The organism is Streptomyces sp. NPDC059994 (assembly GCF_042737755.1).
In the GTDB taxonomy this organism is placed as follows: domain Bacteria; phylum Actinomycetota; class Actinomycetes; order Streptomycetales; family Streptomycetaceae; genus Streptomyces.
Map to the genome: position 1 here is coordinate 1 of NZ_JBHWUR010000090.1, position 15446 is coordinate 15446.

Consider the following 15446-nt stretch of genomic DNA (forward strand, 5'->3'; position numbering starts at 1 on the left):
GGCACACGCGGGGGCTCCCGGTCGGGCCCGGGCCGTCGCCTCACGCCTTGACGTTGACGACCTTCATCTCCAGCGGGTAGCCGGACGTGCCGCAGTTGAGCGTCGACGCCTTCTCCCTGCTGAGCTTGCGGTACCCCTGGTCCCCCTTGTACGGGCCGTTCACCCTGCCGGGGCCGCCGCACTTGGCCTGTACGTACCAGGTTCCGTTGCCGTGCGAACACCAGCCCACGGCCACATGGTCGTTGGTGTGCGACACATACGCGCTGCACCCCGAAGGCCCGACCGCCGCGTTCGCCGTCGGAGCGACGCCCAGCATCACACCGGCCGCCAGCAGACCCACCGCCGAAGCTATACCGCCCAGCCTCTTCGTCCTGCCGTTCATATGCTCTCCATCCCACAAGAGGTTCGGCTTGAACGAGCGAGACTAGTGCGATTGAGGTGTACTCGCGTCCTACTGGAAGAGGATGACGAACGGCGCTTCAGGCTCCCCTCGCTACTCGAACAGCAGCCACTGCGCCCGAAGTTGTACATCTTCGCGGAATCCGTGATGCCGAGGCCGACCGCGCTCGCGGGGACAGACGAAGCACGGCGCGCCCGGCGGCCGGTGTGGCCGCGGGGCGCGCCGCGCGGTGGTACTGGGCAGTGACCGGCCCCTCTACCGGGGCCGGTCACCGACGGGCGTCAGTGGTGGCGGTGTCCATCCTGGTGGGCACGCCCCCACGTGGCGGTGTCGAGGATCCGGCCGTCGTCGGTGCGCAGGGTGGCGGTGTCGCGCTGGTTGTCCCAGACGTAGTTGTGACGGTCCTGGTAGACGTCACGGCTGCTGTCGCTGCCGATGCCCGTGTGGACCTTGACCGTCGAGTGGCCCTCCAGGCGCATGGCGTGGAAGCGGTAGCGGGCGCCGTCGCTCGCGGTGAGGGTGAACCCGCGCAGGTTCACGGCGTGGCGCCCGGTGTTCACGACCTCCACCCACTCGTTGTTGAGGCTCCGGTTCGAGTGGTCGTCGCGGCCCGGGCTGTTGTACTGCACTTCGCCGATGACCACGGTGGAACGGGGAGCGTGCCGGTGGTGGCTGTCCGCCGCGGCGGGCAGGGCAGCGGCCCCGATCAGGGTGCCGGCGGCGAGGACGGTGGCGAAGATACGGCGGCTGGTGCGCGAAGCAGACATGTGCATGCTCTCCAAGGACAAGCCCCAGACCGGACCTCGATCGGGCCGGTGACGGGGCGGGCCAGGTTCCCGGCTGGTGCCGAGGACCCACACTTTGGCCCGCCGGAGCGGGCAGGACCCGCCGACCCGACGCTCTTTACGAATTCAGGACATTTCCGTAACGAACACCTTTGTCAACTTCCAGTGTTCATACGCCCTCCGCTCGGGCACGCGGCCCCTTTGTAACAGCGCCGCACACCGCGCGTCGTGGCGAACCGCCCGGCTTGGGAGGGCAGCCCCTGCCTCGCGCCCGGCGTCAACGCTTCACCGCGGTGGTTACCACCAGCGGGGGGCGCAGCCGCTCGGCGGCCCAGTCGCGGCCGCGCACATGCTCCGGGTCGGCCACCTCCATCGCTTCGTCCGGCGTCGGATGGTGTTGTGCCACATCGCTGAAGCCAACACGCTCCAGCAGCACCGGGAACGTCTCCACCGGCCACGCGTGGTTCCGCGGACTGCCACGTCCCGTCCGTACGGCGCAGTCGTACGCGCATGGGCTCGCCGGGGCCGTAGGTGACACCCGGCTCCCCCACCCGCAGCGACGCGTACTCGATACCGGCGCAGGCGGGGTCCGTGGTCAGCAGCGCGAACGGCGCCCCGGGCCGGAGCAGGCGGTGGATCTCGGTGAACACCTCCAGCACCGTCCGCTCGTCGGGCAGCGACGCCAGCACGTGGTTGCACATCGCCGCGTCCGCGCAGGCGTCCGCCGGCCCGCCCGCCCGGCCGTCCGCGACCAGGTGGTACTCGGCCCCGGGCGTGCCCTCCTCCCGCGCCAGCGCGAGCATGTCCGGCGACGCGTCCACACCGAGGACCCGCATCCCGAGCGCCCGGCCCGCGTGACCGGCGACGCGGCCCGGCCCGCAGCCGATGTCCAGCAGCACCCCGCCCTCCCGGCCCGCCCCGGACAGGGCCTTGAACACGAACGGATAGCCGAGCAGCCAGTCGGTGCCCGCCTCCACCGCCGCGAACGCCTCCGCCCCCTCGTGCCCGGACCAGGCGCGCCCCGCTTCCGGCGACGACGGCTCGGCCGGTTCACCCGCTCGATCCTGCGGCATCGCCGGGTCCCGTCTCTCGTATACGTACACGGCACAGGGGCTCCCATCATCGACGCCGCCCCCGCACCGCGCACGCCACCGCTCCGCCGACCGCGCACCCCGGCGAGGGGTGTTCCGGTGCTGCCGAGCACGACGCTCAGCCCACCGCCGCCGCCCTGCGTTCCAGCCTTGCCACGTGCCTGCGCAGCCCCAGTGAGAACACCCACGCCGCCAGGAACAGGGCGGTGGCGATGGCCAGGGTGCATCAGCGCAGATCCTTCGAGACCACGAGCCCCGGGCCGAGGCCGGGGTGTACGGAGTTCAGCAGGACGTGGAAGAACAGGGTCAGGGCGAGCAGATACAGGCCGTACCAGGCCGGTTTGCTCCAGCTCTTCAGGACGTGGCCGTCCATGCCGGAGAGCGGCAGCATCCCGAACACCACGACCTCTATACCGCCGACGACCATCAGACCGACGGTGTACGCGAGTACATGGTGGAAGCTGCCGGGCCCGGCCGTACGGCCCTCCTCGATCAGCGGTGTGCCGAGGACCCACACCAGCAGTGAGGCGCTCAGGACGCTGATGCCGCCGACCATCACGGCCTGTCCCTTCGGCATGGTGTGGCGTGGGTCGCGCGAGCCGGGAGGCGCGGCGCCGAGCACCATGTACACCGCCACCAGGCCGTAGACGTACGGGACGGGGAACGCCAGGCCGCGCGAGAGGGCCGCCATCAGAGCCGCGAGGACCAGGCCCGCGGGAACCACTCGCAGCTCGGCCCGTATACCGCCCCGCCCGGGGCGCAGCAGCGAGTCCTTGGTCTTCTCGTACGTCACCAGGATCAGCAGGGTGCCCACCGCCGCTCCCAGCACCTTCGCCACGGTGGGCGCGCTCCAGCGGGCCGTGGCATCGGCCCAGACGATGAGCACGCCGCCGAGCAGGGCGAAGGTGGCCATCCGCACCCAGCCGGGCAGCCGGGCCGCACTCGCCCGCGCCGACCGTTCCTCGCGGCGCCGGTGCCACCAACGGCTCAGCGCGTTGTCGGCCAGCTGCGAGGGGAACGCCTTCTCCAGCAGGAGCACGAGCAGCAGGAACCAGGCGGCCATACCCACCGATCCCGCGATGTCCTTGAGCGCCCAGGACACTTCCGCCGGGGTGCGCATACTGCCCACCAGGTCGCCCGGACGGTCGTGGCCCACATCCGGCTTCGGCTCCGCCGGGTGCCCACTGGGCCCGGGGCCCGGCTCGGGGTCGGGCGCGCCGTTCACGTCGTCCGAGGCGGTGGGGCCGGGGTCCGGTGTGCCGGAGGCGGAAGGGGACGCAGGGGGAGGTGGGATCCCCGGCAGGTCGGGTTTGGGCAGGACGCCGGCCCTGTCCTCGGTGTGGGGCGCGACCGGCGAGCCCTTGGGCAGGAGGAAAGCGGTGAACGGCTCGGGCGGGAGGTCGATGGTCCCCGCCCGTTCCACCGCGCGCCCGGGGCAGTCGAGGTCCACGGGCTGGTGGCCCTTCATGTCCGGGGGAATGTAGGCATGGAGATCGATGAACCTCCAGTGGCCGGGCTCGGCGTCGCCCTTGTACGAGTCGGCGTCCAGCCATGGGTCGAGCAGGCCCTTGCCGCCCACGAGGATCCTGCCCCAGGTGCAGGCGGCGGGGTAGTCGGTCATGTGGATGGTGATCTCGTACGTCCCCACGGGCGGCGGGGTGATCGGCGGTTGGGTCACCGTGAAGGTCTGCGAGGCCGCGACGACGCCCGCGGCGGCCACCGGCCGGCCCCCCACCACCCCGGCGCCCACGGGCGCCGTTTCGCAGGTCGCCGTCACTTTGTACGTACCGGCACCGGCGCCGGGCGGTACGGAGAAGGAGGCCGCCAGTTTGCCGTCCGCCGTGGGGGTCGCGCCGGTCCCCGGCATGGCTGCCCCGTCCCACAGGAGGCGGACGGGTCCTCGGCACAGGAACCCCTCGCCGGAGACCTTCACCTTGGTCTCAGGCGCCCCCGAACTGGGCGAGAGGGTGAGTGCCGGGGTGGGGTGCGGCGGTGTTGCCACTGGGGCCGCCACCACTTCATAGGAGGTCTCCTGGGTCACGGAGGGGCGCGCGTCGCAGGTCGCGACCACCTCGTACCTGCCCAGGGGTGCCTTCTCGGCCACCTTGACCGGCTGCGAGAAACGGCCGGACGCGTCGCTCCGTGCGGCGATCGGTGCCGGTAGGTCGCCGGTCAGCTTGAGTGGGCCCGCCTTGGTGCCTTCGCCCGTCCCGCAGTCGAAGTGACTGCCGGACACGACCACGATTTTGCCCTGCTGCACCTTCTCGGGAGACGGCGACAGCACGGGAGTCACGGGAGGGTGGGTCGGAGGGGTGGAAGGGCCGGAAGGCACGGACTTGGTCGGTTCCACCGTGGACTTGGACGGCTTCGGCGCCGACGCGGCGGGCACCGACGGCTTCGGCAGCGACGGGGAGGGCTTCACCTCCGATGGCGGCGACGGTGGCTTCGAAGGGGGCGGTTTCGCCTTGGACTTGGAGGGTGCGGGGCCCGAGGCGGAGGGCGCCGGGCCGGGCGAGGGCGGCGGCGATGTCGCCTCGGCCGCCGCCGTCGTCGTCCCCTGCTCACGGCGCGGCACGCCCGCGAAGCCCGGTGCCGCCATGCCCGCGAGCAGCACCACCGTAAGCAGCACCGTCAGCACCGCCACCGATAACCCGCGCGTCTTCCGCCTGCGTCCCACAGTGTCCCCCTCGTAACCGCACGGCCTCCCCAGACCGTCCCCGTTCGGGTGCACTTGTTAGACGTCCCAGCCCCACGCCTTCGTTTCCCTCGCGGGTACGGCGCACGGGAGCGCAACGGCGGAAATGGGCGCGCGTCGCACGCCCCGTGGACCGACACACACGGCCAAACCTCTGTCGCGAGGCGACGGTTTATGGCCCGAGGTGTCTCCAACGTGTGAATCTTGTGCGCACTCACCTGTGCTGTTGCCGCAGAGATGGGTAGCATCCGGCGGCAACATCCAGCACGAGGAAAGCGAATTCTCATGGCGGACGAGCCGGACTTCACCACACTCAAGGACCAGTACGCGGCGCGTGTCACCGCCGACCTGGAAGCCAACCAGCAGGACCAGTCACGCATCCGTGCGGAACTCGACTCGCTGAAGGGCCAACTCGAAGACCTGGAGCGGGACCACGGTCTGCTGCAAACCATGCAGCACACCCTCGGCAGCACCGCCGCCGCAGCGGCACAGAAGCCGACGGCAACGCGCAAGCGCACCGCCAAAGCACAGCCCCCGGCCAAGACACCGGCCCCCGCCGAAACACCCGCCCCCGCGGCCACACCCACCGTCGCAGCGGTACCCAAGCCCCGTAAGTCTCAGGCCCCGAAGCCGGAGACCAAGACGGCCAAGGCGGCCAAGAGCCCCAAGAAGGCTGCCGCGCAGGCCAAGAAGCCGACCCGCAAGAGCACGGAAAGCGGTGGACCCACCCTGCGTGAGCTGGTGCTCGGCCTCTTCGCACACCACGAGGAGCCCCGTACGGTCGCCGACATCCTCACCGAACTGACGACCGTCCACCCGGACCGCCAGACCAGCCCCCAGGTGGTCCGCAACACCCTCGAAGCACTCGTCGCCAAGGGCGAGTTGGAGCGTGAACGCAAGCAGGGCTCCGTCTTCTACACGGCACACCGCAACCCGGCCCCCGCCGAGAAGACCGGGGCACCCGCCGCCGAAGCCGTGGCCGCCCCCGCTACGGCTCCCGCGCCCGCGACCGTCTGACGGGACCGCGCCCCCACCGCGCCGTGGCCACCCCGGTGCCGAGGCACCTGGAACGGGGTGGCCACGTCCGTGGGAAGAACCCGGCCGCCGTCTGTCGAACAGAACGGCCGCCGGGTTGTTCTCAGGGGATGTTCTCAGTGGGTGTTCTCAGTGGACCTCTCTCATTGCCTGCCGTAGCCGGATGCGGGGGCCATGGAGATCACTCCGTCCCCCTGCTGTCCCGAACCGTCCGCACCGCCTGAGGCATCCGCGCCGCCTGAGGCATCCGCACCGCCTGAGGCATCCGCGCCACCGGAAGCACCCGCGTCGCCCATACCGCCGTTGCCGCCTGCACCGCCCGCGTCACCCGCTCCGCCGGCGCCACCGGATCCCTGGCCCCCCGCACCGATCGTCGCGCCCACGGCCGCGAGGGTGGTCGTGACGGGCTGGAAGAACGTCTCGCCGCCGGCGGTGCAGTTCCCGCTGCCACCGGAGGTGAGCCCGACCGCGCTGCCGTCGGCGGTGAACAGGGAGCCGCCGCTGTCGCCCGGCTCGGCGCAGACGTCGGTCTGGATGAGCCCGGTGACCGTGCCCTCGGGGTAGTTCACCGTGGCGTCGAGACCGGTGACCTTGCCGTCGTGCAGACCGGTCGTGCTGCCCATGCGCAGGACGCGCTCGCCCACGGCCGCGTCGGCCGCCCCGGTGATCTCGACCAGCTTGCCCGCCCCCGTATCGACCGCACTCGGGGCTTCCGTGGCGGCGTCGTCATACGTGAGCAGGGAGAAGTCGCCGTTGCCGGGGAAGGTCGCCTTCTGGACCGTGGCGGCGGGCGCCCCGTTCGCGCTCAGCGACCACTGCTTGGCCGCGACACCGCAGTGGCCCGCGGTGATGAATCCCGGTTTGCCGTCCTGGGTGGTGACGTTGAAGCCGAGGGAGCAGCGTGCGCCGCCGCCGAAGATGGCGTCACCGCCCTCGTTGAACGGCTTGAACTGCCCGGCGGACTTCTGGATCCGGGCCGTGTCCGCGCCGAGGGACCGGACGGCCTTCTCCAGTCTGGTCCACTGCGCCCCCTTCACCGTCCGGTCCGCCGAGACCACGATGCGGTTGGTCCGGGGGTCGACGGCCCAGGCGGTGCCCGGGATGGTCGCCGTACGGGCGAGGGTGTGTGCCGCCGAACGCAGTTCGGCCGCGCTGTTACGGACCGCGCGCGGCACCGCCCCGGCCTTCTTCACCTGTGCGCTCGCATTGCTGTTGTTACCGGCGACATTCACGATGACCTGCTGCTTGGCAGCGTCGTAGTACGAGCCCGCGAACGCGTCGCCGAGCTGCTGGGCCAGGCCCCGCACCACGGCTGCCGCCGAGGCCGCGTTCGCCTTCCCGGCCGTGGCTCCGGACGGGGGTTCGGGCTGCGCCTGTGACGCGTTCGCACGTGGGAGCAGGACGGCCGCCGCGATGAGGCCTGCGGCCCCCGCTCCTGCCATTACGGCCCGCCGCTTGGGTATGCGCCTGTGAGTCAACTCGCCGCCTCCTGGGATGTGTTCCGTAGCCGACCGCGATCGGCGGAAGGTGTGCAGTCCTAGGTACGGATGGGACGGGTGTGGTGTTCACCGTGATTGCGAAAGAACATTTTTGAAGGTTGGTCAGCAAACGCGAGCGCCACCCACCCGCACCCCGGTGGCCATACCGCCGACGGCGTCATTTCCCGGCGAACCGCCCGCTCACGGACGTCAGTACGCGGCGCGCGTCCGCCCCCAGATGCGGCCCCGCGAGCCAGGCGGCCGGGCGGGAGCCGAGCGAGGTGTTGGACACGAGGACCAGCCCGCCGTCGCCCCGGCGCACCAGCCAGCCGCCACCGGACGAGCCCTCGGTCATGGTGCAGCCCATGCGGTACATGTCCGGCTGGTCGGCGGCGACCGAGAACGAGCCGGGCCGGTCGGCGCAGTGGAAGAGCGACGAGCCGTCGAAGGGGCGGCCCGCCGGATACCCCACGATGTCGACCAGGCTCCGGGAGCCGGAGAGTTCGGCGTCGAAGCCGACGTCCGCCGCCGCCCCGACGGTCTCCTCCAGCGACCGCGTCGCACCGGCCGCCTGCCGTACGTGGAGCACCGCGAAGTCGAAGGCCGCGCCCGCCCCGGCGCTGGACGTGCCGTGGTCGATCCACTGCTGGGAGGTCTGCGCCCAGTCGGCCCACCAGATCCCCAGGGGCGCCGCGCTGTTGCGCCCGCCCGCCGCCGCCGGCCCGCTCTTGTCGAACCCGGGTACGAAGACGATGTTCCTCAGCCATCCGCCGTCCTTGCCCGAGTGGACGCAGTGCCCGGCGGTCCACACCAGGTTGGACCGGCCGGGGCGGGCGGGATCGCGCACCACCGTGCCGGAGCAGGCGGCGGGCCCCTTGGGGGTGTCGAAGAAGAGCCGGCCTGCGGTGGGCGCCTGCTCGCCGTACGGGCGGGGAACGGGCCGCGCGCTCACGGCGTCCGGCTCGGGGTCGGAGACTCCCCGGGGCATGGCGCTGCCGTCGAAGGACCGCTCGCCCTCGGCGGCTCCGGCCATCCGCTCCGGCCCCCACAGCCCGTCGACCACGGGGTTGACGAAGTCCGCCGCACCGCGCAGCCAGCCCCGCACGTTCCAGTCCTGCCACCCGCCCGGTGTCCGCCCCGGGTCGGCACGCCGGGCGGCCCCGGCCGGGTCGGCGGAGCCGATCGAGCCGGAACCACCCTGTGGCCGCGTGGAGTTCTTGGTGACGGTGTACGCAAGTCCGCCCGCCACCACGGCGACGAGCAACCATGCGGCCGTCCTCCGGAGGCGAAGGCTGAGACGGCGAAAAGGCACGGGACCCTCCTCGGGCGCGGCACGCTGTTGACCGCTTGATACGGCGCCGCGCCCCCGGGCGTTCAGTCACCCGGTCACACACCCGGTCACGACCGCGCGATCGGGCCTACCTCAGTCAGGCGACTTCCGCACCCGTCCGCCGCCTCACCCTCCGCAGTTCGCTCTCGCTGAGCCCGCCCCACACTCCGCGCTTCTCGTTGTTCGACAGCGCCCACTGCAGGCAGGCGGTGGTGACCGGGCATCTGCGGCAGATCGCCTTGGCCTCCGCCAGCTGCTGGTCCGCGAAACGCCTGCTGTACGTCGGGAAGAACAGCTCCGGGTCCTCCGTACGGCACGCCGCACGCTTTCGCCAGTTCACAAGAAGACTCCCTCCTCGGCAACGAGTGACGTGATCGACTCCCGTAGGTGTCTTGCGCGTTGTTACGTCAGCCGCTGACGGACCGTTCAATGCGGACCGCGCCTTCAGGGCCGGAAGAACACCCCGATGCCGTTGGCCACCGCGCGTTCGAAGGTGCCCGGCGGCCGGTTGCGCACGACGGCGCCGGGGTCTCCCGGGCCTCGCGTGGCCAGCGTGGAGGAGCCGCCGCCGTCGAGGTCGACCGCGTCGTCCGCGCCCATGTCCCGCATCAGACGGGCGAGTTCGGCGAGGGTGAGGCCCGCGTCGTTCTCGGCCGAGCCGTTCAGGGCGATGAGGTAGAGGCGATGTCCGTGGCCTCCGATCCCCGCACCGGTGCGGGTCGCGGCCGTACGGTCGTCGAGCCCGTTCAGCGGTGTGGCGGCCCGCAGCACCGGCATACCGCCCACCGCGAACGCCAGCGGTCCCCTGCGGCCGCGCAGCCGGTAGCTCAGCCCGGCCCGGTCCCCGGGCCTGAGCGCGCTCAGGGTGTCGGCGCCCTTCTCGCGCCCCACCAGGACGAAGGCGCCTGCCGGGACCGGCCCCTTGCCCAGGACGGACGACGTACTGACGACGCGGCCTCGCCGTACCGTCACTTCATACGTGTCCTTGGTGCACGGCGCACCGCGTGCCGCGTCGGTGCCGCACGCGGCGCGCTCCCGGGAGGCGGACCCCCACTTCGGGGTGAAGGCGCCCACCCCGTCCACCGGCAGGGCGTACTGGTTGAGCCCGTCGAGGCGCAGCCCGCCCCGGCCGGTGTCGACCGTTCCCTCCAGGGTGAGGCGGTCGAGGCGCCCGGTGCGCGCCGGGTTGACGCCGATGACGTCCCGGGCGGTGGTGCCCGGCGGCAGGGTGGGGCCGAACCGCTGGCCGTCGGGCACGGCGGCCTTGAGCGGGCGGCCTGACGCGATGGCCGGGCCCGAGGAGGCGCCGGTGGCCGCCACGCCGGGGTGCTGGGTCTCGCTTATGTTGAAGAAGTCCCCGTTGACGGCGGCGACCGCGTCCTGGGCGTCGGCCATCGCGGTCACCCGCGCCCGGGCGGCCACCGCGCCCGGTGTGAGGAGGTCCACCTTGACGTGCGGGTTGCTCAGGTCCGCCACCACGAGGTGACCACGTGTCAGCCCGCGGGAGGCGGTGACGGTGAAGCTCCGGTAGGAGACGCCGGGCGCGACCGACACCGTGCGCCCGAACCCCACGGCCGGTGCGCTCTGCGCGGCACCCGGGGCGAGTGCGCCCTCACCGACGACCATGCCCACCGCGGCGATCCCTGTCATCGCCATTCGCGCCCAGCTCAGGGACCACCCCATCGCGCCTCATCTCCTGAGACCCACACCGCATCGGCAGCCGCAGCCTAGCGAGCCGCGCGGCGGTCCACGGGCAGGCTCGACGCGATGTCCGAGAACCGCCCCCGGGCAACCCTCGTACGGCCGTACGGGGCGGTCGGCAGCGCCGTCCCTCGGCGCGGAAAGCCCCCCGGTCCGCCACCACTTGAGGGTGGCGGACCGGGGGGCCTGTGCCTGGACCGGCCGGGACTACTGGTCGCTCAGCGGGCCGGGGGCCTGGGTCAGCCTGAGGCAGCGGTGCTGGCCGGCCATGTTGCGCCAGGCCCACTTGAGGGCGTCACGGGTGTTGGGGCCGTAGACGCCGTCGGCGGACAGGCCGAGGCTGCGCTGGACGTCGCGGAGGGCCGTGTCGGTGCTCGGGCCGAAGTCGCCGTCGAAGCCGCCCGTGTTCTGGCCGTAGCACTGGTTCAGGGTGATCTGGAGCTCGTAGACGGCGTCGTTCTGCATACCACGGCGCAGCTGCAGTAGTTCGTGCCGCGTACGCCGACGGTCGGGATGTCGGTGTAGTAGCCGGCGGTGTCGTAGTACTTCGTCGTGGTGGTGCAGCCCGAGGCGGCCTGTGCCGCCGGACCGGCCGTGATCATGCCAACGGTGATGACGGCAAAGGCGCCAAGCATGCCAAAGTACGCTTCATAAGCGTCTTGTTCCCCCGGAAATGGTGCTGAACTGACCGCGTCCCAGATGGCGGCGAAGCGAAAACTCAGCAGACCTGGAGAGGTACTTGATCACTTCACCAACCGGCGGCACCCCGGGTGAAGTTCACAGCACCGCGCGCCCGGCACCCGCGACGGTGTTCACTCCGGAGATCACGCACGCCGAGTGCCGCCACTGCGGTACGCGTGTGGCCGGGCTCGACGGCCGGTACGCCTGTGGCGTCTGCGGATGGACCAACGACTGGTCCGAGGGACACCGCCCGCTGCCGCGCGCCGAGGACGACCCCGACTTCCCGGGCCCGGGCGTCTCCCCCGAGAACCCGCTGGCCGGCTGAGGCCGCCGGTGGTCCGGCGCGAGGGGGAAGCGGGGTGTCCACCCGCACCGTGCGCTTGAATGATCCCCACGACCTGGGAAGGAACAGAGCTGCGGTGCGTGTACTACAGGGCATCACGGGTGCCGTCATCGTCCTCGGGATCTTCTCCTCGGTGCTGCGCACCCTGGTGATACCCCGGCCGACGCGCTCCGGCTTCACCCAGGTCGTCCACGGTCTGGTCCGGCGGCCGTTCCAGATGGTGGCCGACCGGCTGCCGGGGGCTGAGTCGAAGGACCGGGTGCTGGCCCCGGTGGCACCGCTGGCCGTCGTGGTGACGCTGATGGGCTGGCTGGCGTGCTTCATGGTCGGCTACGCGCTGCTGGAGGCGGCCGTCAGCCGGCTGCCGTTGAAGGACGCGGTGGTCGAGTCGGGCTCCTCGCTCTTCACCCTCGGCTTCGCCGGCGGCACCCGCGTCACGCTCAACGCCATCGACTTCTGCGCCGCCGCCACCGGCCCCATCGTGATCGGCCTCCAGGTCGGCTATCTGCCCACCCTCTACGGTGCCTACCAGCGCCGCGAGACGGAGGTGACCCTCCTCCAGTCGCGCGCGGGCAGCCCGCCCTGGGGGCCGGAGATCCTCGCCCGCTACGCCCAGGTCGAGCTGCTGCACAGCCTCACCGAGCTGTTCCGCAACTGGGAGCGGTGGAGCGCCGAGGTGAGCGAGAGTCACACCACCTACCCGGTCCTGATCCACTTCCGCTCCCCCAAGGCCAGCCGCAACTGGCTGATCGCCCTGCTGGCCGTGATGGACGCGGCGGCGCTGCGCCTCGCCTTCAACCCTTCCCAGCCCAGGGCCGAGATCCGGCTCGCGCTGCGGGCCGGGTTCGTCTGTCTGCGCGACATCGCGGATCTGCGGGGCATCCCGTACGACCGCGACCCCCACCCCGACGACCCGCTCCAGCTCACCTACGAGGACTTCCTGCACGGTGTGGCGCGGATGGCCGACCAGGGCTATCCGATGGAGCGCACGCCCGAGGAGGCCTGGCCGCACTTCCGCGGCTGGCGGATCAACTACGAGCAACTGGCCTACTGGCTGGCCAGGGACATCGACGCCGTGCCCGCCCCGTGGTCCGGCCCGCGCCGCACCACGGTCGCCGTCCGCACCCCCGTCACCCCGGTCGACCGCCGCCCCGTGGACTGACCGCGGACCCGGCTCGCGGTGGACCGCGCGCCTGCCGAAGGAGGCGTATGAAGACCCCTCGTGTGAACGTCGTCGGGCTGCTGCACCGCGGTGCCGCGCGCCTCTTCCCGGGCGCCCCGGACCACCACGGCGTCCTGCCGCCCCTGCTCGTCCTGCTCACCTTCGTCACCGGTCTGGTGGACGCCGTGAGCTATCTCGGGCTGCATCACGTCTTCGTCGCCAACATGACCGGCAATGTGGTCTTCCTCGGTTTCGCGCTCGCGGGCGGGACGGGGCTGTCCGCCGTCGCCTCCGCCACGGCGGGCGCGTCGTTCCTGGCGGGCGCGCTGAGCGGCGGGCGGATCGCGCTGCGGGTCGACGAGCCGGTACGGCTGTTCGCCCTGCTGGTGGCCGCGCACGCCGTGCTCGTGGCGGCGGCGCTGGTCACGGGCCTGGCCGGGCACGCCACGTACGTACTGATCGTGCTGCTCGCGTACGGCATGGGTATGCAGAACGCGGTGGTGCGCAAGGTCGCGGTGCCCGATCTCACCACCACCGTCCTCACGCTCACCCTGACCGGTCTGGCCGCCGATCCGCCGGGACCGGCGACCGTACGCCGGACGCTCTCGGTCGTGGCGATGTTCGGCGGGGCGCTGGTGGGCGGACTGCTGCAACTGCACCACGGCACGCCCGCCGCGCTGGCGCCGGCGCTGCTCCTGCTGGCCGCCGTCGCCCTGACGGCCGGGTCCGCCGCCCGGCCGGCCCCGGCGTGAGCGGCCTCCGGGTCACGCCGACTGCTGGTGCCAGGCGTCCTGGAAGTTGCGGCGGGCGCGGTGCAGCCGGGAGCGGACGGTGCCGACCGGGAGGGCCAGCGTCGCGGCCATCTCCTCCTCGTTCATGCCGTAGACAGCGCGCAGCATGAGGACTTGGCGGTGCTGGTCGGGCAGCCGGTCCATGGCGTCGGAGATGTGGACGGTGTCCAGGGGGTTGCCGTCCAGGGCTCGGTCGGTGAGGTCGTCCGTGGGCCCCTGGCTCAGCCGTTTCGAGGTGCGGACGGCCTCCCGTACGGTGACCGCGCGAACCCAGCCGTAGAAGGCCTCGGGTTCGCGCAGCCCCCGGATACCGCGGAAGATGGCGAGCATGGCCTCCTGGGCGGCGTCGGAGCTGTGGCTCTGGGCGATCGGCAGACAGAGACGGCCGACGAAGGGCGCGATGTGCAGGAGGATGTCGTTCATGGCCCGGTCGTCCCCGGCCTGTGCACGCGGCAGCAGGGCCGTGGTGACGGGGGCCTGCGCATCGTTCGTCGTGGTCACCGCGGGAGTACTCCTGGACTCGGTCTGCTCGAACAGGTGCGTGCCGGGTGCGGGCCGCGCCGGGTGGGCGTCGGCGGTGCGTCCCTCACGCGGACACCGCCACCGTGTCCTCGGCGCCGTCGCGGTGGGCGGCGAACACGAGCAGGTTGGTGTGCAGGGCGGCGCGCAGCTCGTCCATCTGCTCGTGGGTGAAGCACCCGGCGCTGTAGGGCAGTTCGATGCCGAGCCGGCCGTCGAAGGAGACCACGCACACCATCACGGGGCCGCGCCCGGCCTCGGGGAAGTAGTGCTCGCGGGCCGGGGCGAGGCGTACGTCGGTGACCTCCAGACCGTCCGGGGTCACCGGGCCGGAGACGCGGCCCATGTTGGTGACGATCACGCTGGTGGCGAGGAGCGCGGGGTGCTGCGGGACCTTGGGCAGGAGGTGCAGTTCCTGGAGGAAGTCGCCCCGTTCGATGGCCGCGTGCAGATTCTCCGTGACCTGGCGGGCCAGGGTCAGCGGGTCGGCGTCGTGCGCCACTTCGAGCACGTCCAGGCAGGAGGTGACCGCGGGCACCATCACTTCGCGGTCCAGCGGAGGCGTCAGCCGGGAGCGCAGGTCCACCGGGGAGAGACAGCCGAGGGTGCGCGCTCCGGGCTCGCCGCCGAGGCGGTGGCGGACGGCGGTCAGGGCCGCTGCGGCGATGAGGCCGTGCACCGACACACCCTCCGACTTGGCGAAGCGCAGCAGCCGCGCGGTGTCGTCTGGCTCCAACAGGACGCGCTGCACGGCGAGTTCGGGCCGGCCGGGTGCGCGCTCGGTGCCCACGGCCTCGTACGGCAGACAGACGACGGGGGCCTGCCGGGTCCGCTCGACGCGGCGCGCGAGATACTCATCGGCCTCCCGCGCGGAGACGGGCGGCAGCAGTGCGGAGACAGGGCTCGGCCACTGTTCGCTGTACTCCCCAACGCCGTCGGGGAGTTCACCGGCCAGCGCGGTGTAGGTGTCCCACAGGGCGTTCTGGAGGGCGATGGCGCTGTGGCCGTCGGTGATGGTGTGGTCGACGCTGAGCATCACGGTGTGCTCGTCGCTGCCCCGCAGCAGCACGGCCCGCACCAGCGGGCCGCCGACGGGCAGCGGGGTGTTGAACTCCTCGGTGAAGGAGTCGGGCCCGCCGTCACGCACCAGGAGCCTCGGCAGTTCGTCCGCCGCCATCGGCTGGAGCACATGGACCCCGTCCTCGACGGCGATCCGGCAGCGCAGCGAGGGGTGCTCGGCGACCTTGGCGGCGAACGCCGCGGCGAACAGCTCCTCGTCGAGGTCGCCGCGCACGGTGCAGGAGAGCACGGCACGGCTCCGCTGCGCCACGTAGATCGTTTCGACCGGGCATAACTTGCGCTGCATCCCCATTACCTTTCAGCTTTCTTTCCCGGCACTGCGCCGGTCCGGCCGCGTCCTGTCCCACCCCGGAAA

Annotated in this window: 17 protein-coding genes; 5 read left to right on the top strand and 12 right to left on the bottom strand. The window is 72.0% G+C overall.

Translation table 11 applies throughout. From position 1 onward, the window contains the following. Window positions 1–40: 40 nt before the first annotated feature. From ACFWA7_RS30940 to ACFWA7_RS30955, 4 genes are all read right to left on the bottom strand, one after another. Window positions 41–382, bottom strand: coding sequence for a hypothetical protein (locus ACFWA7_RS30940; RefSeq protein WP_385547314.1), 342 nt, complete (start codon window positions 380–382; stop codon window positions 41–43). Window positions 383–681: 299 nt separating this feature from the next. Continuing rightward, window positions 682–1173 carry a lamin tail domain-containing protein gene (locus ACFWA7_RS30945; protein ID WP_385549849.1) on the bottom strand — a complete coding sequence of 164 codons (492 nt, stop codon included), beginning with the start codon at window positions 1171–1173 and terminating at the stop codon, window positions 682–684. 167 nt (window positions 1174–1340) lie between these two features. Further along, window positions 1341–2258 (bottom strand): class I SAM-dependent methyltransferase, encoded by a 918-nt coding sequence (locus ACFWA7_RS30950; protein WP_385826414.1) that lies wholly within the window; start codon window positions 2256–2258, stop codon window positions 1341–1343. Window positions 2259–2502: 244 nt separating this feature from the next. Then, on the bottom strand, window positions 2503–4560 hold the full coding sequence (locus tag ACFWA7_RS30955; RefSeq protein WP_385826417.1) for an FGLLP motif-containing membrane protein: 2058 nt from the start codon (window positions 4558–4560) through the stop codon (window positions 2503–2505). Window positions 4561–4612: 52 nt separating this feature from the next. Between ACFWA7_RS30955 and ACFWA7_RS30960 the strand changes: the two genes are divergently transcribed. Both ACFWA7_RS30960 and ACFWA7_RS30965 read left to right on the top strand, forming a co-directional pair. Next, the gene (locus ACFWA7_RS30960) at window positions 4613–4969 is read left to right on the top strand and encodes a hypothetical protein (RefSeq protein ID WP_385549857.1); all 357 of its coding nucleotides are present in this window, start codon (window positions 4613–4615) and stop codon (window positions 4967–4969) included. A 287-nt stretch (window positions 4970–5256) separates the two neighbouring features. Next, window positions 5257–5988, top strand: a complete 732-nt coding sequence (locus ACFWA7_RS30965) for a hypothetical protein (RefSeq protein ID WP_385549860.1) — start codon at window positions 5257–5259, stop codon at window positions 5986–5988. A 161-nt stretch (window positions 5989–6149) separates the two neighbouring features. On the opposite strand, the gene ACFWA7_RS30970 is transcribed toward ACFWA7_RS30965, so the two are convergent. The 6 genes from ACFWA7_RS30970 to ACFWA7_RS30995 form a co-directional block, all read right to left on the bottom strand. Then, window positions 6150–7448 (bottom strand): S1 family peptidase, encoded by a 1299-nt coding sequence (locus tag ACFWA7_RS30970; RefSeq protein ID WP_385826420.1) that lies wholly within the window; start codon window positions 7446–7448, stop codon window positions 6150–6152. A 214-nt stretch (window positions 7449–7662) separates the two neighbouring features. Next, the gene (locus tag ACFWA7_RS30975) at window positions 7663–8748 is read right to left on the bottom strand and encodes a trypsin-like serine peptidase (RefSeq protein WP_385826423.1); all 1086 of its coding nucleotides are present in this window, start codon (window positions 8746–8748) and stop codon (window positions 7663–7665) included. A 163-nt stretch (window positions 8749–8911) separates the two neighbouring features. After that, the gene (locus ACFWA7_RS30980; RefSeq protein ID WP_371650006.1) at window positions 8912–9154 is read right to left on the bottom strand and encodes a WhiB family transcriptional regulator; all 243 of its coding nucleotides are present in this window, start codon (window positions 9152–9154) and stop codon (window positions 8912–8914) included. Window positions 9155–9258: 104 nt separating this feature from the next. Beyond that, window positions 9259–10470 carry a phosphodiester glycosidase family protein gene (locus tag ACFWA7_RS30985; protein ID WP_385826426.1) on the bottom strand — a complete coding sequence of 404 codons (1212 nt, stop codon included), beginning with the start codon at window positions 10468–10470 and terminating at the stop codon, window positions 9259–9261. Window positions 10471–10722: 252 nt separating this feature from the next. Continuing rightward, window positions 10723–10980 (bottom strand): peptidoglycan-binding protein, encoded by a 258-nt coding sequence (locus ACFWA7_RS30990; protein WP_385539038.1) that lies wholly within the window; start codon window positions 10978–10980, stop codon window positions 10723–10725. Next, window positions 10941–11150: a hypothetical protein gene (locus tag ACFWA7_RS30995; protein ID WP_385826429.1), complete on the bottom strand. Its 210-nt coding sequence runs from the start codon at window positions 11148–11150 to the stop codon at window positions 10941–10943. The genes ACFWA7_RS30990 and ACFWA7_RS30995 overlap by 40 nt, the downstream gene beginning before the upstream one ends. 173 nt (window positions 11151–11323) lie before the next feature. Between ACFWA7_RS30995 and ACFWA7_RS31000 the strand changes: the two genes are divergently transcribed. From ACFWA7_RS31000 to ACFWA7_RS31010, 3 genes are all read left to right on the top strand, one after another. Next, window positions 11324–11521, top strand: coding sequence for a hypothetical protein (locus tag ACFWA7_RS31000; RefSeq protein ID WP_385539046.1), 198 nt, complete (start codon window positions 11324–11326; stop codon window positions 11519–11521). Window positions 11522–11615: 94 nt separating this feature from the next. Continuing rightward, window positions 11616–12701: a hypothetical protein gene (locus ACFWA7_RS31005; protein WP_385826431.1), complete on the top strand. Its 1086-nt coding sequence runs from the start codon at window positions 11616–11618 to the stop codon at window positions 12699–12701. Window positions 12702–12748: 47 nt separating this feature from the next. Next, on the top strand, window positions 12749–13453 hold the full coding sequence (locus ACFWA7_RS31010) for a YoaK family protein (RefSeq protein WP_385539034.1): 705 nt from the start codon (window positions 12749–12751) through the stop codon (window positions 13451–13453). A gap of 12 nt (window positions 13454–13465) precedes the next feature. Here the strand turns inward: ACFWA7_RS31010 and ACFWA7_RS31015 are convergent, their stop codons facing one another. Further along, a complete protein-coding gene (locus tag ACFWA7_RS31015) occupies window positions 13466–13993 on the bottom strand; it encodes an RNA polymerase sigma factor (protein ID WP_371650013.1) in 528 nt (175 codons plus the stop codon). A gap of 85 nt (window positions 13994–14078) precedes the next feature. After that, window positions 14079–15377 carry a condensation domain-containing protein gene (locus ACFWA7_RS31020; RefSeq protein WP_385826433.1) on the bottom strand — a complete coding sequence of 433 codons (1299 nt, stop codon included), beginning with the start codon at window positions 15375–15377 and terminating at the stop codon, window positions 14079–14081. Between the last annotated feature and the right edge of the window lie 69 nt (window positions 15378–15446).